Origin of the sequence: Leclercia sp. W17, from assembly GCF_003336325.1 — a bacterium.
GTDB lineage: Bacteria > Pseudomonadota > Gammaproteobacteria > Enterobacterales > Enterobacteriaceae > Enterobacter.
The window spans coordinates 1,023,807-1,047,107 of the sequence record NZ_CP031101.1; the positions used below are offsets into that span (position 1 = coordinate 1,023,807).

Annotated in this window: 23 protein-coding genes; 9 read left to right on the forward strand and 14 right to left on the reverse strand. The window is 56.9% G+C overall.

Annotation, left to right across the window (positions count from 1 at the left end; all coding sequences use genetic code 11):
• The 11 genes from emrA to DVA44_RS05175 form a co-directional block, all read right to left on the reverse strand.
• Positions 1-1,173: a multidrug efflux MFS transporter periplasmic adaptor subunit EmrA gene (emrA, locus tag DVA44_RS05120; protein ID WP_103180870.1), complete on the reverse strand. Its 1,173-nt coding sequence runs from the start codon at positions 1,171-1,173 to the stop codon at positions 1-3.
• 124 nt (positions 1,174-1,297) lie between these two features.
• On the reverse strand, positions 1,298-1,828 hold the full coding sequence (gene mprA / locus DVA44_RS05125) for a transcriptional repressor MprA (RefSeq protein WP_039029994.1): 531 nt from the start codon (positions 1,826-1,828) through the stop codon (positions 1,298-1,300).
• A 309-nt stretch (positions 1,829-2,137) separates the two neighbouring features.
• Positions 2,138-3,322 carry an MFS transporter gene (locus DVA44_RS05135; protein ID WP_114385882.1) on the reverse strand — a complete coding sequence of 395 codons (1,185 nt, stop codon included), beginning with the start codon at positions 3,320-3,322 and terminating at the stop codon, positions 2,138-2,140.
• Between the two features lie 135 nt (positions 3,323-3,457).
• Positions 3,458-4,453 (reverse strand): glycine betaine/L-proline ABC transporter substrate-binding protein ProX, encoded by a 996-nt coding sequence (proX, locus tag DVA44_RS05140; protein ID WP_114385883.1) that lies wholly within the window; start codon positions 4,451-4,453, stop codon positions 3,458-3,460.
• Between the two features lie 9 nt (positions 4,454-4,462).
• Entirely contained in the window at positions 4,463-5,533 is a 1,071-nt protein-coding gene (proW, locus tag DVA44_RS05145; protein WP_114385884.1) for a glycine betaine/L-proline ABC transporter permease ProW, read from the reverse strand.
• Positions 5,526-6,728 carry a glycine betaine/L-proline ABC transporter ATP-binding protein ProV gene (gene proV / locus DVA44_RS05150; RefSeq protein WP_114385885.1) on the reverse strand — a complete coding sequence of 401 codons (1,203 nt, stop codon included), beginning with the start codon at positions 6,726-6,728 and terminating at the stop codon, positions 5,526-5,528. The genes proW and proV overlap by 8 nt, the downstream gene beginning before the upstream one ends.
• Before the next feature lie 341 nt (positions 6,729-7,069).
• Positions 7,070-8,029 carry a class 1b ribonucleoside-diphosphate reductase subunit beta gene (nrdF, locus tag DVA44_RS05155; RefSeq protein WP_114385886.1) on the reverse strand — a complete coding sequence of 320 codons (960 nt, stop codon included), beginning with the start codon at positions 8,027-8,029 and terminating at the stop codon, positions 7,070-7,072.
• Between the two features lie 9 nt (positions 8,030-8,038).
• Positions 8,039-10,183, reverse strand: coding sequence for a class 1b ribonucleoside-diphosphate reductase subunit alpha (nrdE, locus tag DVA44_RS05160; RefSeq protein WP_114385887.1), 2,145 nt, complete (start codon positions 10,181-10,183; stop codon positions 8,039-8,041).
• Positions 10,156-10,566, reverse strand: coding sequence for a class Ib ribonucleoside-diphosphate reductase assembly flavoprotein NrdI (gene nrdI, locus DVA44_RS05165; protein WP_114385888.1), 411 nt, complete (start codon positions 10,564-10,566; stop codon positions 10,156-10,158). Before nrdI ends, nrdE begins: the two co-directional genes overlap by 28 nt.
• Complete coding sequence (gene nrdH / locus DVA44_RS05170) at positions 10,563-10,808, reverse strand: glutaredoxin-like protein NrdH (RefSeq protein WP_305773798.1); 246 nt, start codon at positions 10,806-10,808, stop codon at positions 10,563-10,565. Before nrdH ends, nrdI begins: the two co-directional genes overlap by 4 nt.
• Before the next feature lie 242 nt (positions 10,809-11,050).
• Positions 11,051-11,377: a DUF883 family protein gene (locus DVA44_RS05175; RefSeq protein ID WP_103822647.1), complete on the reverse strand. Its 327-nt coding sequence runs from the start codon at positions 11,375-11,377 to the stop codon at positions 11,051-11,053.
• Positions 11,378-11,538: 161 nt separating this feature from the next.
• Here DVA44_RS05175 and DVA44_RS05180 point away from each other — a divergent pair, with 161 nt between their 5' ends.
• Positions 11,539-11,883, forward strand: a complete 345-nt coding sequence (locus DVA44_RS05180) for a DUF2002 family protein (RefSeq protein WP_039030004.1) — start codon at positions 11,539-11,541, stop codon at positions 11,881-11,883.
• A 32-nt stretch (positions 11,884-11,915) separates the two neighbouring features.
• Here DVA44_RS05180 and alaE read toward each other — a convergent pair whose 3' ends face one another.
• Positions 11,916-12,365: an L-alanine exporter AlaE gene (alaE, locus tag DVA44_RS05185; protein WP_103822646.1), complete on the reverse strand. Its 450-nt coding sequence runs from the start codon at positions 12,363-12,365 to the stop codon at positions 11,916-11,918.
• Between the two features lie 628 nt (positions 12,366-12,993).
• Between alaE and stpA the strand changes: the two genes are divergently transcribed.
• Complete coding sequence (gene stpA / locus DVA44_RS05190; RefSeq protein WP_103822955.1) at positions 12,994-13,398, forward strand: DNA-binding protein StpA; 405 nt, start codon at positions 12,994-12,996, stop codon at positions 13,396-13,398.
• 45 nt (positions 13,399-13,443) lie between these two features.
• Here the strand turns inward: stpA and DVA44_RS05195 are convergent, their stop codons facing one another.
• On the reverse strand, positions 13,444-13,623 hold the full coding sequence (locus DVA44_RS05195; RefSeq protein WP_103822645.1) for a hypothetical protein: 180 nt from the start codon (positions 13,621-13,623) through the stop codon (positions 13,444-13,446).
• A gap of 221 nt (positions 13,624-13,844) precedes the next feature.
• Between DVA44_RS05195 and DVA44_RS05200 the strand changes: the two genes are divergently transcribed.
• The gene (locus tag DVA44_RS05200; RefSeq protein WP_103822644.1) at positions 13,845-14,003 is read left to right on the forward strand and encodes a YqaE/Pmp3 family membrane protein; all 159 of its coding nucleotides are present in this window, start codon (positions 13,845-13,847) and stop codon (positions 14,001-14,003) included.
• Here DVA44_RS05200 and DVA44_RS05205 read toward each other — a convergent pair.
• Positions 14,000-14,929 carry a LysR substrate-binding domain-containing protein gene (locus tag DVA44_RS05205; RefSeq protein ID WP_103822643.1) on the reverse strand — a complete coding sequence of 310 codons (930 nt, stop codon included), beginning with the start codon at positions 14,927-14,929 and terminating at the stop codon, positions 14,000-14,002. The two genes, DVA44_RS05200 and DVA44_RS05205, sit on opposite strands and share 4 nt — an antisense overlap.
• A 319-nt stretch (positions 14,930-15,248) precedes the next feature.
• Here DVA44_RS05205 and DVA44_RS05210 point away from each other — a divergent pair, with 319 nt between their 5' ends.
• From DVA44_RS05210 to DVA44_RS05235, 6 genes are all read left to right on the forward strand, one after another.
• Complete coding sequence (locus DVA44_RS05210) at positions 15,249-15,854, forward strand: ankyrin repeat domain-containing protein (protein WP_114385889.1); 606 nt, start codon at positions 15,249-15,251, stop codon at positions 15,852-15,854.
• A gap of 105 nt (positions 15,855-15,959) precedes the next feature.
• Positions 15,960-17,501 carry an acyl-CoA synthetase FdrA gene (fdrA, locus tag DVA44_RS05215; protein ID WP_114385890.1) on the forward strand — a complete coding sequence of 514 codons (1,542 nt, stop codon included), beginning with the start codon at positions 15,960-15,962 and terminating at the stop codon, positions 17,499-17,501.
• Positions 17,501-18,916, forward strand: coding sequence for a DUF1116 domain-containing protein (locus DVA44_RS05220; RefSeq protein WP_210405526.1), 1,416 nt, complete (start codon positions 17,501-17,503; stop codon positions 18,914-18,916). Before fdrA ends, DVA44_RS05220 begins: the two co-directional genes overlap by 1 nt.
• 11 nt (positions 18,917-18,927) lie before the next feature.
• Positions 18,928-20,481: a xanthine permease gene (locus tag DVA44_RS05225; protein ID WP_114385892.1), complete on the forward strand. Its 1,554-nt coding sequence runs from the start codon at positions 18,928-18,930 to the stop codon at positions 20,479-20,481.
• Positions 20,478-21,425 carry a carbamate kinase family protein gene (locus DVA44_RS05230; protein WP_103822638.1) on the forward strand — a complete coding sequence of 316 codons (948 nt, stop codon included), beginning with the start codon at positions 20,478-20,480 and terminating at the stop codon, positions 21,423-21,425. Before DVA44_RS05225 ends, DVA44_RS05230 begins: the two co-directional genes overlap by 4 nt.
• A gap of 55 nt (positions 21,426-21,480) precedes the next feature.
• Positions 21,481-22,869, forward strand: coding sequence for an amidohydrolase family protein (locus tag DVA44_RS05235; RefSeq protein WP_114385893.1), 1,389 nt, complete (start codon positions 21,481-21,483; stop codon positions 22,867-22,869).
• Positions 22,870-23,301: the final 432 nt, after the last annotated feature.

A 23,301-nucleotide genomic window follows, 5' to 3' on the forward strand; every position in this document is an offset into this window, starting at 1 on the left:
TTAACCGGCGTTTGCCTTCACGATCTCATCGATCAGTTTATTCACCGGCTCAAGGCTGATCTCGCGGGCATTACTTTCGTAGGCCGGGTTCGAACGTGCCTGGTTTGCCAGCATCTGGCCGTCACGGTTGGAAGTGTCCACCGTCACCAGCGTGGAGAGACCAATACGCAGCGGATGGTCCGCCAGCTGTTTCTCATCCAGCTCGATACGCACCGGCAGACGCTGAACCACTTTGATCCAGTTCCCGGTGGCGTTTTGCGCAGGCAGCAGCGAGAAGGCGCTACCGGTCCCCATATCCAGCCCCACCACTTTACCGGTGTACTTCACGTCGTCGCCGTAGATGTCGCTGACGACCGTGGCGGTCTGGCCGATACGCATATGCGCCAGCTGGGTCTCTTTGAAGTTGGCGTCAATCCACAGGTTGGTTGCCGGCACCACCGCCATCAGCGGGGTGGAGGAGGTGATCTGCGCGCCAGGCTGCACGGAACGACGGGAAACGTAGCCGGTCATCGGGCTGACGATTTTGGTACGCTGCAGTGCCAGCCAGGCATTACGGACTTCGGTCGCCGCCTGTTTTACCGCCGGTTGTTGATCGAGCGTGGTATTCAGCACGATTGCCTGATTGGCGTTATATTGCTGAAGGGCCACATCCAGCTGGGCCTGCGCACTGGCGACCGCGTCACGGGCGTGTTGCAGCTCTTCGCGGCCAATCAGGTTGGCCGAACCCAGCGGGACGCGACGATTGAGGTCGCTCTGGGCCTGGGCGAGGGCGGTTTTCTGCACGTCAATATTGGCCTGCAGCTGTTTGCTGTTGATCATCAGCTGGCGGGTCTGACGTACGCTTGACGCCAGCTCAGTCTGCGCTTTTTCAAACGCCTGCTGGGCATCGGTCGGATCGAGCGTTACCAGCACATCACCTTTTTGCACAAAGTCGGTATTGTCAGCCCAGACTTTCGTCACGCTGCCCGACACCTGCGCCATAATCTGAACCTGGTTCCCTGCCACATACGCGTCATCCGTCTCTTCACTATGACGCAGTACTAAAAACCAATAGATCCCATATGCCACGGCAATGATAATAAAGAGCAAGGTCAGCAGCAGAAGGGCGCGCTTGCGTTTGCCTTTCTTGTTGACCGGTTGCTGCGGGGTTGTGTTCTCCGCATTTGCGCTCATGTTGTTCTCCACGATCTTATTATTTCACATCGGCTGAGCCGACCTGTTATCAGAAAGGCCAGCACGATGAGATGCTGGCCTGACGGTTTTCTTATTAATCTGGATTTTGGAGCGTGTCGTCGCGTTAGCGCAGCGCCTCAAGAACAGCGCCATCTTCATCCATCTGGTCCAGACGGGTGAGCAGCTTACGGGTGATATGCTCGAGCTGATCTTTCTCTGCGTTACTTAAAGACGACCAGAGTTGATGCAGGCAGTTGTGCTGAGGTGGGAGCACCTCGCGCAGGAATTCGTGACCTTTCTCGGTCAGTTGCAGGTGCAGACAACGGCGGTCGTTGTCACTTTCGCGGCGCTCAATCCAGCCACGTTTTTCAAGCTCATCGGCAATACGGGTCGCATTGGTACGGGACGAACCCAGCGCGCAACTCAGCTCCGAAGGCTGAATGCTGTGATTTTCCTGAGACTCCAGCGTAATCAACGCCATAAATAACGTCTCGTTAATCCCTTGAGCTTTAAGCATTTTATTGCGATTTTCCAGCAGCTTACCCTGCATGTGCATGCAGAGACGCGTTAACAGGATCTCCTGATAAGGGAAATCTGCATAGCGACTGGCGCGAAATTTAAGCATTTGTTCAATGGGCGTAAACGAACTATCCATTTGGGCATAACCTCATTAATTACAGCCGATATAGTAACGACAGTGACAAATAATGTAAATGAATTATTTGTGCGGATAAAATCCGCAAGACGAATTTCACTGTCATCAAGAGCCGGGTTGATCCGTGACCCGGTAAGCACAGAAAAGAGGGGGTGACGCTGGCAAAACGGGGATGGGTCATCAGGCGTAAGCTATTCATGCGGTATTCTAATATATTACCCACATAAAAATTTTCGGTATAAATGATTGCGTACCTTAACAGACTGAGGGGCTCCTTAACACCCTGAGAGCCCCAAACTTATGTAAACCTTATTGAATAGCCTCCTGACGGTGATAACCACGCCACCAGACCAGCAGGTTAAGCAGCGCCATCACCGACCCGACCGCACACACGCCCGTCCAGCCGGCATGCTGCCACGCCGAGGCCGAAATGAGCGACCCGGCCGCACCGCCGATAAAGTAGCTGGTCATATATCCGGCCGTCAGGCGGTTACGGGCATCCGGCTTAACGCGGTAAATCACGGTCTGGTTGGTGATATGCACCCCCTGCACGGTCAGGTCGAGCACCAGGATGCCGACAATCAGCGCCAGCACCGAGACATGTCCATACCAGATTGCCGCCCAGGAGAGCAGCAGCATCACCAGGCCGATGGTGGTGGTGAGGTGCGATTTGCCCTTGTCCGCCAGGCCACCCGCAGGACGTGCGCCCAGCGCACCGGCAGCCCCCGCCAGGCCAAACAGGCCGATCACCCCTTCGGAATAGTTAAACGGCGGGGCGGCCAGCAGGAAGGCCATTGAGGTCCAGAGAATACTGAAGTTGGCGAAGGTGAAACAGCCAAGCAACGCCCGGGTACGCAGCAGTTTGTCCTTTGTGAACAGGCTAAAGACGGAGCCCAGCAGCTGCGGATAGTTGAGATGGGTTTCTGACTTCACCTTCGGCAGGCCGCGCCACAGCGCCAGCGCCATCACCACCATCAGCACCGAGGCGACCCAGTAGACGGTGCGCCAGCCGCCGATACCCGCCAGTAAGCCTGCTACGGTTCGCGCCAGTAAAATCCCCAGCAGCAGGCCGCTCATAATGGTGCCCACCACCTTGCCGCGCTTATCCGGCGAGGCGAGAGTAGCGGCGAGGGGCACCAGAATCTGCGCCACCACCGAAAAGAGACCGGTCAGGGCGGTACCGAGGATCATCATGCTCAGCGACTGGCTGGAGGCGGTGATCAACATCCCGCCCGCGGCCAGCAGCGTCATGGAGACAATCAACGCCCGGCGTTCGAACATATCTCCCAGCGGCACGAGGAACAGCAGACCCACAGCGTACCCCAGTTGGGCGGCGGTAACGATAAAACCGGCCGAGCTTGCCGAGAGCGAGAAGTTGCGGGCGATGGTGTCCAGCAGGGGTTGTGCATAGTAATTGCTGGCGACCGCCAGACCGGTTGCCACTGACATCAGCAGAATAAGTGCGGGGCTAAGCCCTTGAGGTGTTTTTGTCATTTGGTTTCAAAATCATTAATTAAGTGATTATTTTTTCGTAAACCATAATAACGGATGAAGCGCGGAGGCGGGGAGTTGTTGAGTGATGGATCGTGCGGTCTGCTCCCCTCTCCGGGAGAGAGGAGCAGAATAGCGTTACTTCTGTGCCGCCAGGGCTTCATTTACCCATGCATCAAACTGCTGCTGGTGGGCTTTGATCCAGCCATCGATATGGCCCTGTACATCGGCCTCCGATGACTTGCCGGCATGCATCATCGCGTTCTGCGCGTTGATGTCCGCCAGCGGCAGCTCCATGACCGAGAAGAGCTTCGCCGCTGCCGGGTTTTTCTCAGCCCAGGCTTTGTTGGCCACAATGTGCATGGTATTCACCGGGAAACCGTAGTTCATGCCGTTAGGCAGTTTGGTGTCGATATCCTTCTGCTCGCCCGGCAGGGAGGAGAACGGCACCTGCAGCCAGACCACATCTTTACCCGGCTTCAGCACGTCGCTTACCCAGTATGGCGTCCAGGTGTAATAGATGACCGGCTTACCCTCTTTAAAGCGGGCGATAGTGTCCGCCATCATCGCAGAGTAGTTGCCGTGACTCACCTCCACGGTTTTCGCCAGGTCGAAGGCTTTGTTCTGATGGTTAATCACCGCCTCACAGCCCCAGCCCGGCGAGCAGCCCATCATGTCGGCTTTGCCGTCCCCGTTGGTATCGAACAGCTTCGCAATTTTCGGATCTTTCAGCTGTTCAATATTGGTAATGTGGTACTGGTCGGCGGTTTTCTTGTCGATCAGGTAACCCTGAGCCGCACCGGAGACAAAGGTCCCTTCACGGTAGAACTTTTTGTCGCCGCCCGCGGCGGTGTACATGTCGTCATGCAGCGGCTGCCAGTTGACGGCGGTAAAGGTGGCATCACCCGAGGCAATGGAGGTATAGCCGACGTTGTAATCCACTTCGCTGGGTTTATTGACCGTATAGCCCAGCTTCTCCAGCGCGCGGCTGACCAGCCCGGTCTGGAATGACTCTTCGGAGATGGTGCTCTGGACCGGTTGCACGGTAATACCGGTGCCCGGCAGGTCGGCAGCGAATGCGCTGGTGGAGGCAAGGGTGGCAAACGCTGTGGCAAAAAGTACGCTATGTCGCATCGTTGTTCCTTATTTAGACGTTGTGAATGGGCGGGTAAGCAACCCGACAGGGCCGGTGTTATACCAGCGACGGTTGCCGCGACTGCGTGCATCACGACCGACAGCCTGGGTCAGGCGGTCAAGGATAATGGCGAGGATCACGATCCCGACGCCACCGACGGTGGCCAGCCCCATATCGAGACGACCAATCCCGCGCAGCACCATCTGGCCCAGACCGCCCACGGCGATCATCGAGGCGATCACCACCATCGACAGGGCCAGCATCAGGGTCTGGTTCACCCCCGCCATAATGGTGGGCATCGCCAGCGGTAGCTGGACTTTAAACAGCATCTGACGCGGGCTGGCGCCAAACGAGCGCGAGGCTTCGATAAGATCGGCCGGCACCTGGTTGATGCCGAGTATCGTCAGGCGCACAATCGGCGGCAGGGCGAAGATAATGGTCACCACCACGCCCGGCACGTTACCGATGCCGAACAGCATCACGATAGGCACCAGGTAGACAAACGCCGGGGTGGTCTGCATCGCATCCAGCAGCGGGCGAATAATTTTCGCCGCCCTCGGGCTGCGCGCCAGCCAGATCCCCATCGGCAGGCCGATCACCACGCAGAAGAGCAGGGCGGTCAGTACCAGCGCCAGGGTGATCATCGCCTGGGACCACGCGCCAATGGCGCCGATGGCGATCAGCGAGATCAGCGTGGCGATCCCCATTCCCGCGCTGCCAAACTGCCAGGCAATCAGCGAGAAGAGCACGATGGCGACCGGAGCGGGCATCCCCAGCATCAGCTGCTGGAAGCCGTTGAGGATGTAGTCCACCGGGACGCGGATCCCCTGGAACACAGGGCGGAAGTGGGTCACCACCCAGTCGATTCCCTCCGTCACCCAGCGGTCGAGCGGGATCAGGGTCTTATGGAACGGATCCATAATATTGAAGTGTTCTGGTTCCGGCGCCGGAGCGCTGGTCAGCCAGTCAGCGCCACCGCCGTCGGTGGGTGCTGGCGTAGAAGAACCCCACGCGTCAGCAGATTGCGCCGCGCTGTCCGCCGCCTCTGTAGTACCCCACGGGTTAGATTGATCAGCCATTGTTTGCCCCCTCGCGATCTAAAGCCTGCAGCAGCATGCGTTTTGAAATGATGCCGACGTACTGTTGTTCCTCTCCAACCACCGGCACCGCACAGGGCGCCTGGCCAACGTGGGAGAGCAACTCGCTGAGCGGCGTTTCTGCGTCTACGGCAAGTGGCGCGTCGATTAACGCCGCATCGATCCCCTGACCTTCGCCAAGGGCGGTTTTCAGGGAGTCGATAGAGACCACGCCGACAAATTTATTGCCGCGTTCAACCAGATAACCATATTCCCGGTCCTCATCCTGCAGCAGCTTCAGCGCCGAGCGCGGGCCAAACCCTGGCGTTTTACGGATAATGCCGTTTGGCGTGCGGCGGGCAATATCTTTGGCGCTAAATACCTGGCTAATATCCACGCCACGGAAGAAGGTGCGGACATAATCATTTGCCGGATTATTCAGAATTTCGTCCGGAGTACCCACCTGAACCACTTCGCCGTTTTGCATAATGGCAATCCGGTCGCCAATTCGCATGGCTTCATCGAGGTCATGGGAAATAAAGACAATGGTGCGCTGATGTCGGGATTGCAGTTTTACCAGCTCGTCCTGCATCTCGGTGCGAATTAATGGATCGAGGGCCGAGAAGGCTTCGTCCATTAATAATATATCGGGGTTGATCGCTAATGCGCGGGCTAATCCCACGCGCTGGCGCATCCCGCCGGAAAGTTCATCCGGATATGCGTGGGCGTAATTTTCCAGCCCCACCTGACGCAGCGCATCCAGCGCTTTTTCCTGGCGCTCATTGGCCGGTACGCCGGCTAATTCCATGCCGAAAGCAGTGTTATTTAACACCGTCATATGCGGCATCAGGGCGAACGACTGAAACACCATCGCGATCTTTTTTCTGCGCACCTCGCGGAGCTCGGCGTCCGATATTTTGGCGATATCGACGCCGTCAATCAGCACCTGTCCGCGGGTGGGTTCAATCAGGCGATTGAGAAGGCGAACCATAGTGGATTTACCCGAACCGGATAATCCCATGATGACAAATATCTCGCCTTCTTCAATGGCCAGACTGGCGTCTTTAACGCCAAGCGATAGCCCGGTTTTTTCCAGAATTTGTTCTTTTGAGAGACCTTTTTCAATATATTTGAAAGCCCTCTGCGGGTGCTCGCCAAATACTTTGTAGAGGTTTTTAACTTCTAATTTAATTGCCATGCAATAAAGAATGTCCCGTTATTTATTTAAATCGATAGCGTTACCAGTGAAATAATAAGCAGGCCATACCCTAACATACTCAGAATCTGAGACAACCCTTGCGGCGCTTGTGGCATGAATTTTGCCGTGGTTTGCACGCAGGCAATATCGCTCAATTTCCCATGAGATAAGGGCTGAGCGGGAAATGAATTTTTTTGAGATTTTTACCGTGCGGATGGGAAATTTCGCCTGAATCGATGTGATTCAGGCGAATATGACCGGAGAATTACAGCGTAGATCACGAAGAGATATTTGTCAGACATTAAGTGATATATTTCGCATTGAAAACCGATTTATTTCACTTAAAAATCCCAGTCCTGGTCTTCTGTCTCCACCGTTTTTCCCATGACATAGGACGATCCCGACCCAGAGAAAAAATCATGGTTTTCGTCACCATTCGGCGAGAGCGCGGCGAGGATCGCCGGGTTTACCTCCGCCATTTCCGGCGGGAAGAGCGCCTCGTAGCCGAGGTTCATCAGCGCTTTGTTGGCGTTGTAACAGAGGAACGCTTTCACATCCTCCTCCCAGCCCGTTCCGGCATAGAGCTCGTCGGTATAGTTCAGCTCGTTATCATACAGATCCATCAGCAGATCCAGCGCAAAACCTTTCAACGCCTCGCGTTCGGCCTCGCTAACTTTCTCCAGCCCTTTCTGATATTTATAGCCAATATAATATCCATGTACGGCCTCATCCCGGATGATCAGCCGAATCAGATCCGCAGTATTGGTGAGCTTGCCCCGGCTCGACCAGTACATCGGCAGCCAGAAGCCGGAGTAGAAGAGGAACGACTCCAGAAAGACGCTGGCAATCTTCTTCTTCAGCGGTTCGTCGGCGCGGTACTGCTCCAGTACCCGCTGGGCTTTACGCTGCAACGTGACGCTCTCTTCGCTCCAGCGGTACGCGGCATCCACATCTTTGGTCTGACAAAGCGTCGAGAAAATGGAGCTGTAGGAGCGGGCATGCACCGCCTCCATAAAGCTGATATTCGACATCACCGCCTCTTCGTGCGGGGTCAGCGCATCGTCAATCAGCGCCGGTGCGCCCACCGTATTCTGCACCGTGTCGAGCAGCGTCAGGCCGGTAAAGACGCGGATAGTGAGCTGCTGCTCTTCGTGGCTTAAGGTCTGCCACGCCGGAACGTCGTTCGACAGCGGCACCTTTTCAGGTAGCCAGAAGTTGCTGGTCAGGCGGTTCCATACCTCCAGATCTTTGTCATCTTCAATCTTGTTCCAGTTAATGGCGTGAACCCGGGACAGTTTCATGCTCTCTCCTTACAGCGCGCAGGACACGCAGCCTTCTGTTTCGGTGCCTTCCAGCGCAAGCTGGCGCAGGCGAATGTAGTACAGGGTCTTGATCCCTTTCTTCCACGCATAGATCTGCGCTTTGTTGATGTCGCGGGTGGTGGCGGTGTCCGGGAAGAAGAGCGTCAGCGACAGCCCCTGATCGACATGTTTTGTCGCCTCGGCGTAGGTATCGATAATTTTTTCCGGGCCGATTTCATAGGCATCCTGATAGAGGTCCAGATTCTCATTCGTCATAAACGGGGCAGGGTAGTAGACGCGCCCGGTTTTCCCCTCTTTGCGGATCTCGATTTTCGACACAATCGGGTGAATGCTTGAGGTGGCATGGTTGATGTATGAGATCGACCCGGTAGGCGGTACCGCCTGCAGATTCTGGTTGTAGATGCCGTAGCGCATCACGTCGTCGCGCAGCTGTTGCCACATCGCCCGCGTTGGCAGGCGGACCCCGGCGCGGGTAAACAGCGCCCGCACTTTTTCCGTTTTTGGCTGCCAGTCGCCGCTGAGGTACAGGTTAAAGTACTCTCCGCTGGCGTAACGCGACTGCTCAAAACCGGCGAATCGCTGCCCTTTTTCACGGGCCAGCATCATTGAGGTGTTCAGCGCGTGCCAGGTGATGGTGTAGAAGTAGAGGTTGGTGAAATCCAGCCCCTCCGGACTCCCGTAGGCAATGCCCTCCCGCGCCAGATAGCCGTGCAGATTCATCTGCCCCAGCCCAATGGCGTGCGAGGCGGCATTTCCGGCCTCTACCGACGGTACGCTGCGGATGTGGCTCATCTCCGACACTGCCGACAGGCCGCGTACCGCGGTCTCAACGGTGCGGCCAAAGTCCGGCGAGTCCATGGTGTGGGCAATATTCAGCGAGCCCAGATTGCAGGAGATATCGTGCCCGATACGGGCGTAGTCCAGATTCTCGTCATAGGTTGAAGGGCTGTTAACCTGCAAAATCTCCGAGCAGAGGTTGCTCATATTGATGCGCCCGGCAATGGGGCTGGCGCGGTTGACCGTGTCCTCGTACATGATGTAGGGATAACCGGACTCAAACTGGATCTCGGCCAGCCGCTGGAAGAACTCTCGGGCGTTGAGGGTTTTTTTGCGGATCCGCGTATCTGCCACCATCTCGTCATACAACTCGCTCACCGCCACATCGCCAAACGGCTTACCGTAGATGCGCTCCACGTCGTAAGGGGAGAAGAGCGCCATATCGGCATTCTCTTTTGCCAGCCGGAAGGTGATATCCGGAATCACCACCCCCAGGGAGAGGGTTTTGATGCGAATTTTTTCGTCGGCGTTCTCGCGTTTGGTATCAAGAAAACGCATGATGTCCGGGTGATGGGCATGAAGATAGACCGCCCCGGCCCCCTGGCGCGCGCCGAGCTGGTTGGCGTAGGAGAAGGCATCCTCCAGCATCTTCATCACCGGGATCACCCCGGAGGACTGGTTCTCGATGCGCTTGATGGGCGCCCCCGCTTCCCGCAGGTTCGAGAGTAAAAAGGCCACGCCGCCGCCGCGTTTGGAAAGTTGTAGTGCCGAATTGACCGCCCGGCCAATCGACTCCATGTTGTCTTCAATACGCAGCAGGAAACAGGAGACCAGCTCCCCGCGCTGCGCCTTGCCGCCGTTGAGGAAGGTAGGCGTGGCGGGCTGAAAACGCCCGGAAAGGATCTCGTCCGTCAGCTGGCGGGCCAGCGTTTCATCTCCCTGGGCCAGGGTCAGGGCGACCATCACCACCCGATCCTCAAAGCTCTCCAGATAGCGCTTTCCGTCGAAAGTTTTCAACGTATAGCTGGTGTAAAACTTCCAGGCGCCGAGGAAGGTCTGGAAACGAAAACCGCTGGCATGGGCATGGGCAAAGAGCGCCAGCACAAAGCTGCTCTCATAGCGCGCCAGCACCCGTGGGTCGTAGTAACCTTCCCTGAGCAGGTAGTCCAGACGCGCCTGCGGGCTGGCAAAGGTCACGCTGTTGGGGCGGACATGGACGTTAAAAAAGGCGTCCACCGCCTCATGATCTTTGCTGAACTGGATCTTCCCGTCACCATCGTACAGGTTCAGCATGGCGTTCAGGGCATGGAAATCCTGCGATCCCTGCATCACGCGTTCTGCGGTTGTCGTTGCCAAAATTCGTTTACTCCTTTACGCACGTTGTCGACGTCCTGCTGTGTCCCCATCAGCTCAAAGCGATAGAGGTACGGCACGCCGCACTTATGTGAGATGACATCCCCGGCGCGGCAGAAGGCATCGCCGAAATTACGGTTGCCGGCGGCGATCACCCCGCGGATAAGTCCCCGGTTATGGGGATCGTTAAGAAAGCGGATCGCCTGGCGCGGTACTGCCCCGGCGGTTCCACCGCCGCCGTAGCTAGGCACCACCAGGATAAAAGGCTCGTCCACCTGGATGCGCTCCCGCTCGTTCAGCGGGATCCGCACGGCGGGCAGTCCGAGGCGCACGATAAAGCGGTGCGTGTTCTCCGAGCTGCTGGAGAAGTAGACGAGCAGGCTCATGCCCGGGCGGCCTGCGCAGCCTGCGGCAGCCGGTTAATCAGATCCGGACGGAACCCCGACCAGCTAATCTCCCCGGCGACCACCACCGGCAACTGGCGGAACCCCTGGGCTTTAAGCCTCTCTGCCGCGTCGGCAACCTGATCCACATTCACCAGTTCGAAGCTCACGCCCCGGCTCTCCATGGCGCGTTTGGTGGCATGGCACTGCACACAGTTGTCACGAGTGTAAATAATAATGCGCATGATTCGTATTTCCATTTAAAATGGGAGTCCAACGCGATTGAACGCGTCACCAGGAGTCTGTCTTGCTAAAAGGAATACTAGATGTAGTCATCTAAACTTTCAACCACACAAGATATGGGAAATTCAAGCGTATTTGCTGCCGGTAACAACTGCTACGGGAAGGGGGGCTATGGCTTATAAAAATGAAAAACCCCAACACCGCAGGGCATTGGGGGTAGAAGAGCACAGTTTGGAGTCGGGCGTTACTTACGCAGGGCTAGCAGCGCACCGATGAAGATCCCGACGGCGGCGACGGTACCTACCGCACACATGGGTCTTTCGCGAATAAAGGTGTTCGCACAGTTTATGGCATCGCAGGCAGACTGTTTGCTGGTGGAGCATCCATTAAGACGCGCACGGGTTTCGCGCAGTAGCGACCGCGCCTTACGTCTCGCATCTTCCGCTTCGCCCTTCGCATCCGATCCCCAGGATTTCAAAACGCTTTCCAGCGTATCCGCTAATTTCCTGACATCGTTATGGATATCCTGAGCATCGTCCTCAACATCGTTTCGGTTTGATCGGCTAAACATACAATTCTCCCTTGAATTTGCGGTAATAAACAGTTTAGACCACCTTTTTAATATCTGAAGCCGGTCACGGCTTATCAGGCCGTTTATGGATTTTTCTGAAAGCACTGCTAATGCTGAATACGGTAAGGTTGCCCGGCAGGAAATGATAACGAGGAAAGAATATGTATTTACGACCCGATGAGGTTGCGCGCGAACTTGAAAAAGCGGGATTTACGGTGGATGTGGTAACACAAAAAGCATACGGTTATCGTCGTGGCGATAATTATGTTTATGTGAACCGGGAAGCCCGCATGGGGCGCACTGCGCTGATCATTCATCCGACGTTGAAAGAGAGAAGTCTTTCCTTCGCGGAGCCTGCTTCAGAGATGAAAACCAGCGACCATTACCAGCAGTTCCCGCTCTATTTAGGGGGCAATAATCAGGAACATTATGGTATTCCGCATGGTTTCAGTTCCCGCATGGCGCTGGAACGCTTTCTGAAAGGCCTGTTTGGCGACTCGCAATAACGACGCGACTGGCTTTCGCCAGTCGCCGTGTTTCAGGCCTTGACCTGCTGGTACTGGCTCACTTTAAACAGACGTCGGCAGTAGTCGAGGAAATAGCCGTAGACGGCGCCCATCATCATCGACACCACGATATTCGAACTTACAGCAGCGGCGATCTGGTGCCAGTCTGCGCCCACCGTTAATAAAATGGCGACATATACCGGCGACTGGAAGGTGACATAGGCCACCACGTCCGCCAGATTTTTCATCCAGCCGGTAGATGAATAGCGGCGGGCAAAACGCATCACCGCATCGCGGTAGAAACCGTACGGCCATGCAATAAGGATGTTCACCGGCACGGCGACCAGACGTGAAGAAAGTGACTGCTCAAAGGTCATTCCGGAGAGGAATATTTCAATCAGCATGTTCACCACCGAACAGTAGACCACCATTGCAAATGTGTCCGCTACAGCGTGGCGCAGGCGAGACTGCCGTGAGAACATGTTCTGACTCCTGAAGATGATACGATAACGAGGCTAAAGCGGGTTGGGGTAGTGCTTTAGTTTGCTTTGTTTTTCGTGTATAGCGTATCTCTCTGCATTGAAACTCTCAATTAGCGATAAATTTTTATTTACTGGCGTTTTGTCCGTAAAATTCTCTAAACGAACCGGTTTTGCCAGTGTTGCGTTATTTTCTTTGTTACGCTCTGTTTTTATATTTTAAAACAACGTCTTAATGTAACGTTTTTCCGCGTCTGGCATGACCTGTGTTCAGGTAAGGAAAAACGCCCATGTCGCAAGGCGGTTATGTTGTTAAAATGATGTTGTGCAGCGTAAAGCTCTGAGATTGACGATTTTGTTTTATGCGATGCAGATGAATGAATATTCGTTTTGCGCTGCAGCGGCTCAATCAATGATGCCGGTAATAGCACAGTGGTAATAAATAATGATTAAACAGCGGTCCTGAATAAATCATTCAAAGTGAAAATAACCGTCATTATATATTCTTAATTCCCTGTTGTTTGACCTGAATTATATTTTCGTGCGGTATCGTCTGGATGTTTATAAACAAATGAATTACCATGAGCCGGTATTGATTATTCAGACGACTTTGAAAAGGTTTTCATATTACATGACTTCAATGTTACATAATCTTAATAATATCCGTTCACTTCGCGCGATGGCGCGTGAATTCTCTCTGGACGTGCTGGAAGATATGCTCGAAAAGCTGCGCATTGTCACGGAAGAAAAACGTAATGAGCAGGCTGAGATCGAACAGCAACGTGCCGAGCAGCAGCAAAAAATTAGCGCTCTGCTGGAGATGATGAAAGCTGACGGTATTTCGGCAGAAGACCTGCTGGGTTCCGAGCTGCTGAGCGCCAGCGCGCAGCCGAAAAAGCGCAAGCCGCGTGCTGCAAAATATCGCTATACCGATCTCGATGGCACTGAAAAAACCTGGACCGGCCAGGGCCGTACGCCGAAGCCTATCTCCCTTGCGCTGGCAGAGGGTAAATCACTGGATGATTTCCTGATTTAATGCGCGCAGACCGGGCGGATTCACGCCGCCCGGCAGCACCGGCGCTTAGCAGACGCCGAAATCGCCATCTTCTTTATACAGCGCCACATCCGCTGCTTTCAGGGTGTATTTATCTCCCTGTTCGTTACCTGCCTGCACCGCCACAATCTGATCTTCATGCACTTCGATGACTTTAAGTTTTGGTCCGCCCATGCGCGGCTGTACGAGATCGCCGACAGAAAACATAGTTACCTCCTTATGATGGATGAATTCCGAGCTTAGCCCAGGCGCAGGCCGCGGTACAGCGCTGCGGGCGGATTACCCCTTAATCGCCAGCCTAAACCTGTGTAAAGAGGGTAAAAGAGGGTAAAACTTCACGCCAACGCTGTCAGCCGTGCGTAGACTCGCTACCCTTAAAGTTAAAATCTCTTTTTTAACAATGACCTGACTGCTTGTATGGAGAATCTATGGGTTTCTGGCGTATCGTAATTACCATCCTGCTTCCCCCGCTTGGCGTGCTGCTGGGCAAAGGGTTTGGCTGGGCCTTTATCCTTAACGTCATCCTGACGCTGCTGGGCTACATCCCCGGCCTTATCCATGCGTTTTGGGTGCAAAGCCGCAGCTAATCCCGCCACAGTAAATCGCTGTAGATCCCGGTCAGCACCCCCTGGGGCGCAAACTGCTGTTTGATCCAACGGGTGACCAGACCGGTTGCCGCATGCTGCGTGGCAAGCAGCATGCGCGAGTCCTGGCGCGGGTTATTAATGCGCCGCGTTACCAGCAGCCCCGCCTCGACTGCCTCTCTCGCCATATGTTCCGGTAAAAAACCGATCCCTTCGCCCAGAATCTGACACTGGCATTTAGTATTAAAATCCGGCACCAGGATCGCCTCCTGGCCATGCAGCAGCCAGCCCACTTTCTTGTTAATGGTATGGGCCGTGTCTTCGACCATAATGTTGGGATACAGGCGCAACTGGCTCTCGGCCAGCGGCTCCGGAGCCAGGGCCAGCGGGTGGTCCGGGGCGATGGCAAACACCCAGCGGATCGCGCCAATCTCGGTGTAATCGATCCCCCCGCCGTCCAGCAGGGTATCCGGCGCGCCAATAGCGATGTTCGCCTGATTATTGATGATCGAATCCCAGACGCCGTTATACACCTCGGTGGTGACGGTGATCTGACAGGTGGGGAACTGTTTCTTTAATACCTGCAACAGGCGGGCGGTGTGGCGCGGCGTATAGAGCAGCTGGTTGATGCAGATCCGCACCCGGGTCTCAATGCCCTGGGAGATGGTATCTATCCCGCGCTTGATGGCGTGGAAGTCATTCAGCAGGTCTACCGCCTTACGGTAAAAGTAAAAGCCCGATTCGGTGAGTTCAATGCTGCGGGTGTTACGCACAAACAGCACCACGTCGAGGCCGGTCTCCATCCGCTTGATGGTGTAACTGATGGCCGAGGTGGTGACCCCCAGCTCGGTAGCCGCTTTGCTGAAGCTGCTGAAGCGGGCCGCGGTAGTAAACGCCAGCAGGTTCTCTTCGGTAAAGATGGAATTCATATTATGGCTCCCGGCACCCATCAGTTTTGAACATATTTTAACAACGCGGTTACAACTCATTTGAAGCCGGTCACAGTTCTGCTAATTTGCTGCGAGTCGCGCAGCGCAAGGCCTGCGTAAACATAAGCAGAATGCAGCTTAAGGGCCTAAAAAGCGGTAAAACATAAGGAAAAGGTTGCACAGACGCACGTTTTGACCGGACTGTTAAATTTAACTCAACAATGAATTCGCTGTCGATGAATCATTTTTAAGCGGATTCTTTTCTGACCAGGCCATTGCTATGCTCACTCCATCAGAAAGGAAAACCCGGAGTGTGGATATGTCCAGCAATGAACTCGTTACTGAATTTCTGTTAGCCGCCGAGCAGGGGAATGTCGAGGCATTAAACGCCTGTCTGGAAAAAGGGGTGGATATAAATGCCACCAACCGGCAGAAAAGAACCGCCATTATTATCGCCAGCCTGAATAAACACTATTCCTGCGTGGAGCGGCTGATTGCCGCTGGCGCAAATATCGACCAGCAGGATCAGACCTGTTTCAACCCGTTCCTGATTAGCTGCCTGACCAACGATCTCACCCTGCTGCGCCTTGTCCTGCCGGCCAACCCGGATCTCGACAGGCTGACCCGCTTTGGCGGGGTGGGGATCACCCCGGCCAGCGAGAAAGGGCATCTGGAGGTGGTGCAGGAACTGCTGGCCCGCACCGACATCAACGTTAACCACACCAACTTTGTCGGCTGGACCCCGCTGCTCGAAGCCATTGTGTTAAATGACGGCGGCCCTCGCCAGCAGGCGATCGTGAAGCTACTGCTCGACCACGGCGCCAACCCGCATATGACCGATAAATACGGCAAATCCCCCCTCGAACTGGCGCGGGAAAAAGGCTTCAGCAAAATTGCCGACCTGCTGATCGCCGCCGGCGCGTAATACTCCCGGCCAGCCGTTTCGCGCTGGCCTGAAATAAAAATAGCTCTTCCCGTCATGCCCTTGGGCGTGATGTGGCCCCCTTTTGCCCGCATTCAGGAGGACGTAATGCCCACCAAAATCGTGATAAAAAAGAACACTTATTTTGATTCTGTTTCGCTGATGTCGGTTTCCACCAAAGCCAACAAATTGCCCGGCGTGGAGCAGGCCTTTGTTGCTATGGCCACCGAAATGAATAAAGGCGTATTAAAAAATCTCGGCCTGCTGACACCGGAATTAGAAGACGCCAAAAACGGCGATCTGATGATCGTGATTAAAGGCGAGGCCGCCAACGACGACACCCTGGCCGCCATCGAAGCCCTGTTTACCCGCAAGGAGAGCGCAGGCTCACACGAATCGCGCTACGCCACGCTCGCCAGTGCCAAAACCCACCGCCCGGACGCCAACCTGGCGGTGATCTCGGTCAACGGCACCTTTGCCGCCCGCGAGGCGCGCCAGGCGCTGGAGAACAACCTCAACGTAATGCTCTTCTCCGATAACGTCTCCCTTGACGACGAGCTGGCGCTCAAGCAGCTGGCCCATGAAAAAGGGCTGCTGATGATGGGGCCGGACTGCGGCACCGCCATCATTAACGGGGCCGGGCTCTGCTTTGCCAACGCGGTCCGTCGCGGGTCGATTGGCATCGTCGGCGCCTCCGGCACCGGCAGCCAGGAGCTGAGCGCGCGCATCCACGAATTCGGGGGTGGCATCTCCCAGCTGATCGGCACCGGCGGTCGCGATTTGAGTGAAAAAATCGGCGGGCTGATGATGCTCGACGCCATCGCCATGCTGGAAGCGGACGACGCCACCCAGGTCATCGCCCTGATCTCCAAACCGCCTGCGCCTGCGGTGGCGGAGAAAGTGCTGGCCCGCGCCCGCGCCTGCCGCAAACCGGTCGTAGTCTGTTTCCTCGGCCGCAATGAACCCCCAGCCGATGAAGCGGGATTAGCTTTTGCCCGCGGTACCAAAGAGGCGGCACTGAAGGCGGTACTGCTCACCGGCATTAAAAAAGAGTCGCTCGATCTGCACCCGCTTAACTGGCCGCTGATTGAAGAGGTGCGTGCCCACCTGACCCCGCAGCAGAAGTACATTCGCGGCCTGTTCTGCGGCGGCACCCTGTGCGACGAAGCGATGTTCGCTGCGCTGGAGAAATATGACGACGTCTACAGCAACATCCAGCCGGACCCGGCTAAACGCCTGAAGGACATTAACGTCAGCCAGGCCCATACCTTCCTCGACTTTGGCGATGACGATTTCACCAACGGCAAACCGCACCCGATGATCGACCCGACCAACCGCATCAGCCGCCTGTTGCAGGAGGCACGCGATCCGGAAGTGGGCGTGATCGTGATGGACTTCGTTCTCGGCTTTGGCGCACACGAGGATCCTGTGGGGGTAATGATCGAGGCGATCAAGGAGGCGCAGGCGATCGCGAAAGCCGATAACCGACCGTTGGTCATCCTCGGCTACGTGCTTGGCACCGACCAGGATCCCCAGTCCCTGGCGCAGCAGTGCCAGCTGCTCACCGATGCGGGCGTCATCTGGGCCAGCAGCAGTACCAATACCGGATTACTGGCACGTGAATTTGTCTGCAAAGGGGAGAAAGCATAATGACGACTTTATTTAACCAGCCGCTGAATGTGATTAACGTCGGCATTGCCCTGTTCAGCGACGATCTCAAGAAGCAGCACGTTCCGGTCACTCATCTCGACTGGACCCCGCCGGGGCAGGGCAATATGCAGGTGGTTGAGGCGCTGGATCAACTGGCTGAAAAATCGCTGGCAGAGAAGATCGCCGCGGCTAACAAGGTTGCCCTTGAGCGCATTATTCAGTCCCACCCGGTGCTGGTGGGTTATGACCAGGCGATCAACGTCGTGCCAGGCATGACCCGCACCACCATCCTGCACGCCGGTCCGCCGGTGGCATGGGAAAACATGTGCGGGGCGATGAAAGGGGCGGTCACCGGTGCGCTGGTATTTGAAGGCTTAGCCAGAGATCTGGAAGAGGCGGCGCAACTGGCGGCCTCAGGCGAGATCACCTTCTCGCCCTGCCACGAGCACGACTGCGTGGGCTCGATGGCGGGTGTTACCTCTGCGTCGATGTTTATGCATATCGTCGAGAACAAAACCTACGGCAACCGCGCCTTCACCAACCTCAGCGAGCAGATGGCGAAGATCCTGCGCATGGGGGCCAACGACCAGAGCGTGATCGACCGTCTGAACTGGATGCGCGACGTGCTCGGCCCGATGCTGCGCGACGCCATGAAGATCATCGGCGAAATCGATCTGCGCCTGATGCTGGCCCAGGCGCTGCACATGGGTGATGAGTGCCACAACCGTAATAATGCAGGCACCACGCTGCTGATTCAGGCCTTAACCCCGGGGCTGATCCAGGCGGGCTATCCGGTGGAGCAGCAGCGCGAGGTGTTTGAGTTCGTCGCCAGCAGCGACTACTTCTCCGGCCCAACCTGGATGGCAATGTGTAAAGCCGCGCTGGATGCCGCCCATGGCATCGAGTACAGCACCGTGGTCACCACCATGGCGCGCAACGGCTACGAGTTCGGCCTGCGCGTTTCCGGCCTGCCGGGGCAGTGGTTCACCGGCCCGGCGCAGCAGGTGATTGGCCCGATGTTCGCGGGTTATAAGCCGGAAGACTCCGGGCTGGATATCGGGGACAGCGCCATCACCGAAACCTACGGCATCGGTGGCTTTGCCATGGCGACGGCCCCGCCGATTGTCGCCCTGGTGGGCGGCACGGTGGAAGAAGCCATCGACTTCTCCCGCCAGATGCGCGAGATCACGCTGGGCGAAAACCCGAACGTCACCATTCCGCTGCTCTCGTTTATGGGCGTTCCTACCGCCATCGACATCACCCGCGTGGCGGGCAGCGGTATTCTGCCGGTGATCAACACCGCCATCGCCCATAAAGATGCGGGCATCGGCATGATTGGTGCCGGGATCGTTCATCCGCCGTTTAGCTGTTTTGAAAAGGCGCTGTTAGCCTTCCGCGATCGCTATTTCCTTTAAGGTAAGCATCCATGAAAAGCATGAAACTGGAGTGGAAAAGAGGTGACTGGGCGGCGTACTTCGGGTTGATGACCAACAACCTGACGAACCTGCTGACCATGATGGGGCTGCTCATTTTTGTCGTCGGCATCCCGAAAGAGATTGTTTATGGACGTATTGCGCCAGCCTTCGGGCTGGCGGTACTGGTGGCGAGCGTCTGCTACGCGTGGTTTGGCCTGCAGATGGCGCGCCAGACCGGGCGTAACGATGTGACTGCGCTGCCGTCGGGGCCGAGCGCGCCCTCGATCTTCACCGTCACCTTTCTGGTGCTGATGCCGGTCTACCAGCAGACCGGTGACGCGGATTTCGCCATCCAGATTGGTCTGGTGTGGTGCTTCGTGGAGGCGATGATCCTCGCGGGCGGCTCTTTCCTTGGCGAAACCATCCGCAAGATGATCCCGCGTACCGTGCTGCTCTCGTGCCTCTCCGGTCTGGGTCTGCTGCTGTTAGCGATGAACCCGATGTTGCAGGCGTTCGAAGCGCCGACGGTCTCCTTTATCGTCCTGCTACTGATCTTCATCAACTGGTTTGGCAAAAAGCCGATCTTCGCCCGCATCCCCACCGGTCTCCTGCTGCTGATCGCCGGTACGGCCCTGGCGTGGATCTCCGGCCTGCAAAGCCCGGAAGCGATCAAGGCGTCGATGTCCTCCTTCGGCTTTAACCCGCCGGAAGTGCATATCGACAGCTTTATGCAGGGTCTGCCACACGCCCTGCCATATCTGGCCTCTGCCGTGCCACTGGGGCTGGCGAACTACATCTTTGACCTGGAGAACATCGAAAGCGCCCACGCGGCGGGGGACGAATACCCGACCCGCAAGGTGATGCTGGCCAACGGTCTCTCGTCCATGCTCGGCTGCCTGATGGGGAACCCGTTCCCGGTGACGGTCTACGTCGGCCACGCGGGCTGGAAAGCGATGGGGGCCAGCATCGGCTACACGCTGGCCTCCGGCGTCACCATGTTCATCGTGCCGCTGTTCGGGCTGGGAGCCTTTATGCTCGCCATCATCCCAATGACCGCCATCGTGCCGATTCTGGTCTTTATCGGCGTGGTCACCGCCAACCAGGTGGTGAGGGAGACGCCCAAAGTGGAGGTGCCCGTCATCTTTATCTGTCTGTTCCCGTGGATCGCCAACTGGGCGCTGACCATGATGAACAGCGTGATGGGGGCGGCGGGCACCAGTGCGGCGAAAATCGGCACCGACGTGCTGCACAGCAAAGGCATTTACTACGAAGGATTGATGCACCTGGGTAACGGTGCACCGCTCGCCAGCATGCTGTGGGGCTGTATCGCCATCTTCGCCATCATCAACAAGCCGCTACGCGGTGCCGTTGCCGCCGCGGTCGGTGCGCTGCTGGCGCTGTTCGGGGTCATCCACGCCCCGGTGGTGGGCTTCGCCGAGGGCAGCTCGCTGACCTTTGTGCTGGCTTACCTGATGATGAGCGGCATGTTTGTGCTGAAGCATGTTCTGGATAGCCGCGAAGCGGCAAGCGCGACGTCGGGCACCGTTATAAAGGACAACGTATGAAAGAGCTTATGGTCGTTGCCATTGGTGGCAACAGCATTATCAAAGATAACGCCAGCCAGTCGATTGAGCACCAGGCGCAGGCGGTGAAAGCGGTGGCCGAGTCGGTGCTGGAGATGCTGGCTTCCGACTACGACATCGTACTCACCCACGGCAACGGCCCCCAGGTGGGGCTGGATCTGCGCCGTGCCGAAATCGCCCACGAGCGGGAAGGGTTGCCGCTGACCCCGCTGGCAAACTGCGTGGCCGATACCCAGGGCGGCATTGGCTACCTGATCCAGCAGGCGTTGAATAACCGCCTTGCCGCCCGCGGGGAGCAGAAAGCGGTCACGGTGGTCACCCAGGTGGAGGTGGATAAAAACGATCCTGGCTTTACCCATCCTGCCAAGCCCATCGGGGCGTTTTTCAGCGAGACGCAGCGCGATGAGCTGCAACGCGCCCATCCCGACTGGCATTTCGTCGAGGATTCAGGCCGCGGATACCGCCGGGTGGTGGCCTCGCCCCAGCCGGTGCGCATCGTGGAGGCGGACGCCATCAAGGCCCTGACTCAACAAGGCTTTGTGGTGATTGGCGCGGGCGGTGGCGGCATTCCGGTGGTGCGTACCGAACAGGGCGACTACCAGAGCGTGGACGCGGTGATCGACAAAGATCTCTCTACCGCGCTGCTGGCGCGTGAGATCCGCGCCGACGTGCTGGTGATCACCACCGGGGTGGAGAGAGTGTGCATTAACTTCGGCAAGCCAGACCAGCAGGCGCTGGACACTGTCAACGTGGCGCAGATGACGCGCTATATGGAAGAGGGGCACTTCCCGGCGGGCAGTATGCTGCCGAAAATTGTGGCCTCGCTGGAATTTCTGCACCACGGCGGCAAGCGGGTGATCATCACCTCGCCGGACTGCCTGCCCGCAGCCCTGCGTGGTGAAACCGGGACCCATATTGTGGCTTAACCCTGGCGGGCTTCCCGCCCGCTGTGTGTGAATACGTAAGTAAAAGGACAAGACAATGAGTGAGAATAAAAGCCGCCGGGAGTTTCTCAGCCAGAGCGGCAAAATCGCCACCGCTGCAACCGCCTGCGCCCTGTTTGGCACTGCTGGCTCCGTCGCGTATGCTGCTGACACCGCAAAAGCGACCTGCGAGACGGGCAAACCGATGAACATCACCGCGACACATTACTATCTGGACAACGTGCTGCTGGAGGCCGGGTTTAACTTTGACGGCGACGTGGCCGTCAGCACCCGCACCGAGCTGAAAACGCTGGAGATCAAGGGCGGCAAGATTGCTGCCCTGCGCGACAACAACAGCCACGCCGACGCCACGCTGCCGCACTACGATGCGGGTGGCAAACTGCTGTTACCGGCGATGCGCGACATGCACATCCATCTGGATAAGACCTTCTACGGCGGCCCGTGGCGCTCGCTCAACCGCCCGGCGGGCACCACCATTCAGGATATGATCCGTCTGGAGCAAAAGCTGCTCCCGGAGCTGCAACCTTATACCCAGGAGCGGGCGGAAAAACTGATCGATCTGATCCAGTCGAAGGGCTCCACCATCGCCCGCAGCCACTGTAATATCGAGCCGACCTCCGGGCTAAAAAACCTGGAAAATTTACAGGCGGTACTGGCCCGGCGTAAACCCGGGTTTGACTGTGAGATTGTCGCCTTCCCGCAGCACGGCCTGTTGCTCTCAAACGCTGAAAAGCTGATGCGCGAGGCGATGCAGGCCGGAGCGCATTACGTCGGCGGGCTGGATCCCACCAGCGTGGACGGCGCGATGGAGAAATCCCTCGACCTGATGTTCCAGATTGCGCTCGATTACGACAAAGGGGTGGATATCCACCTGCACGAAACCAGCCCGGCGGGGGTTGCGGCGGTGAACTACATGGTGCAGACCGTAGAGAAGACTCCGGAGCTTAAGGGCAAGCTGACCATCAGCCACGCCTTTGCGCTGGCGACGATGAACGAGCAGCAGGTGGATGAGATCGCCACCCGCATGGCGGCGCAGCAGGTGACTATCGCCTCCACGGTGCCGATTGGCACGCTCCACATGCCGCTCAAGCAGTTGCGTGACAAAGGCGTGTTTGTCATGACCGGCACCGACAGCGTGATCGACCACTGGTCGCCGTATGGCCTGGGGGACATGCTGGAAAAAGCGAATCTCTACGCCCAGCTCTACATCCGCCCGAACGAGCAGACGCTCTCCCGCGCGCTGGGTATCGCCACTGGCGACGTGCTGCCGCTGAACGATAAAGGCGAACGCGTATGGCCGAAGGCGCAGGATGCCGCCAGCTTTGTGCTGGTGGACGCCTCCTGCTCCGCCGAAGCGGTAGCACGTATTTCCCCGCGTACCGCGACCTTCCATAACGGGAATCTGGTGTGGGGCACGGTGGGGTGATGTTGTGCCGGGTGGCGGCTACGCCTTACCCGGCCTACGAGGTAAAAGCAAAACGGTAGCGCCAGTTACCGTTTTTAGTGTTTGCGTACTCACCCTATGGGCTGAGGGCTCCCCGGTAATTTTATTGCCTTTAAAGCAATGAAATAATCACAATAAATTAAATAACTTACAGCGACTCCCTGGTCCGGCTGAAAATCGCCGAAGCGTTTCCGGAAGGCCGGGGCGAGGCGCAGGGACGCGCCGAGAGGGCATAGCCTGCATGGATGCAGGCTGGTGCCCGACCCGAAAGCCTGGAGGAATAAGCTGAGGGAACCGCGAAGCGGCGATTTTCTTGCCGGGAGCCCGGGTCGCCAGGGTGGTGGCGATTGAGCCACCCTGGCACGTTCACCGGTTCAGGCCTGTCAGAGAAGCAAGGAACTTGAGGTGAACGGA

Excerpts from the sequence above, each read along its gene's own strand:
- DVA44_RS05195 (WP_103822645.1), bottom strand. The coding sequence starts at position 13,623 with ATGTTTTCTGTCGGCGATCTCGTACAGCCGCGCATGGGCGGACCAAAA.
- DVA44_RS05200 (WP_103822644.1), top strand. The coding sequence starts at position 13,845 with ATGGGTTTCTGGCGTATCGTAATTACCATCCTGCTTCCCCCGCTTGGC.
- DVA44_RS05135 (WP_114385882.1), bottom strand. The coding sequence starts at position 3,322 with ATGACAAAAACACCTCAAGGGCTTAGCCCCGCACTTATTCTGCTGATG.
- DVA44_RS05205 (WP_103822643.1), bottom strand. The coding sequence starts at position 14,929 with ATGAATTCCATCTTTACCGAAGAGAACCTGCTGGCGTTTACTACCGCG.
- DVA44_RS05210 (WP_114385889.1), top strand. The coding sequence starts at position 15,249 with ATGTCCAGCAATGAACTCGTTACTGAATTTCTGTTAGCCGCCGAGCAG.
- proW (WP_114385884.1), bottom strand. The coding sequence starts at position 5,533 with ATGGCTGATCAATCTAACCCGTGGGGTACTACAGAGGCGGCGGACAGC.
- stpA (WP_103822955.1), top strand. The coding sequence starts at position 12,994 with ATGACTTCAATGTTACATAATCTTAATAATATCCGTTCACTTCGCGCG.
- DVA44_RS05230 (WP_103822638.1), top strand. The coding sequence starts at position 20,478 with ATGAAAGAGCTTATGGTCGTTGCCATTGGTGGCAACAGCATTATCAAA.
- nrdH (WP_305773798.1), bottom strand. The coding sequence starts at position 10,808 with ATGCGCATTATTATTTACACTCGTGACAACTGTGTGCAGTGCCATGCC.
- fdrA (WP_114385890.1), top strand. The coding sequence starts at position 15,960 with ATGCCCACCAAAATCGTGATAAAAAAGAACACTTATTTTGATTCTGTT.
- DVA44_RS05175 (WP_103822647.1), bottom strand. The coding sequence starts at position 11,377 with ATGTTTAGCCGATCAAACCGAAACGATGTTGAGGACGATGCTCAGGAT.
- DVA44_RS05225 (WP_114385892.1), top strand. The coding sequence starts at position 18,928 with ATGAAAAGCATGAAACTGGAGTGGAAAAGAGGTGACTGGGCGGCGTAC.
- nrdF (WP_114385886.1), bottom strand. The coding sequence starts at position 8,029 with ATGAAACTGTCCCGGGTTCACGCCATTAACTGGAACAAGATTGAAGAT.
- proV (WP_114385885.1), bottom strand. The coding sequence starts at position 6,728 with ATGGCAATTAAATTAGAAGTTAAAAACCTCTACAAAGTATTTGGCGAG.
- mprA (WP_039029994.1), bottom strand. The coding sequence starts at position 1,828 with ATGGATAGTTCGTTTACGCCCATTGAACAAATGCTTAAATTTCGCGCC.
- DVA44_RS05180 (WP_039030004.1), top strand. The coding sequence starts at position 11,539 with ATGTATTTACGACCCGATGAGGTTGCGCGCGAACTTGAAAAAGCGGGA.
- DVA44_RS05235 (WP_114385893.1), top strand. The coding sequence starts at position 21,481 with ATGAGTGAGAATAAAAGCCGCCGGGAGTTTCTCAGCCAGAGCGGCAAA.
- proX (WP_114385883.1), bottom strand. The coding sequence starts at position 4,453 with ATGCGACATAGCGTACTTTTTGCCACAGCGTTTGCCACCCTTGCCTCC.
- alaE (WP_103822646.1), bottom strand. The coding sequence starts at position 12,365 with ATGTTCTCACGGCAGTCTCGCCTGCGCCACGCTGTAGCGGACACATTT.
- nrdI (WP_114385888.1), bottom strand. The coding sequence starts at position 10,566 with ATGAGCCTGCTCGTCTACTTCTCCAGCAGCTCGGAGAACACGCACCGC.
- emrA (WP_103180870.1), bottom strand. The coding sequence starts at position 1,173 with ATGAGCGCAAATGCGGAGAACACAACCCCGCAGCAACCGGTCAACAAG.
- DVA44_RS05220 (WP_210405526.1), top strand. The coding sequence starts at position 17,501 with ATGACGACTTTATTTAACCAGCCGCTGAATGTGATTAACGTCGGCATT.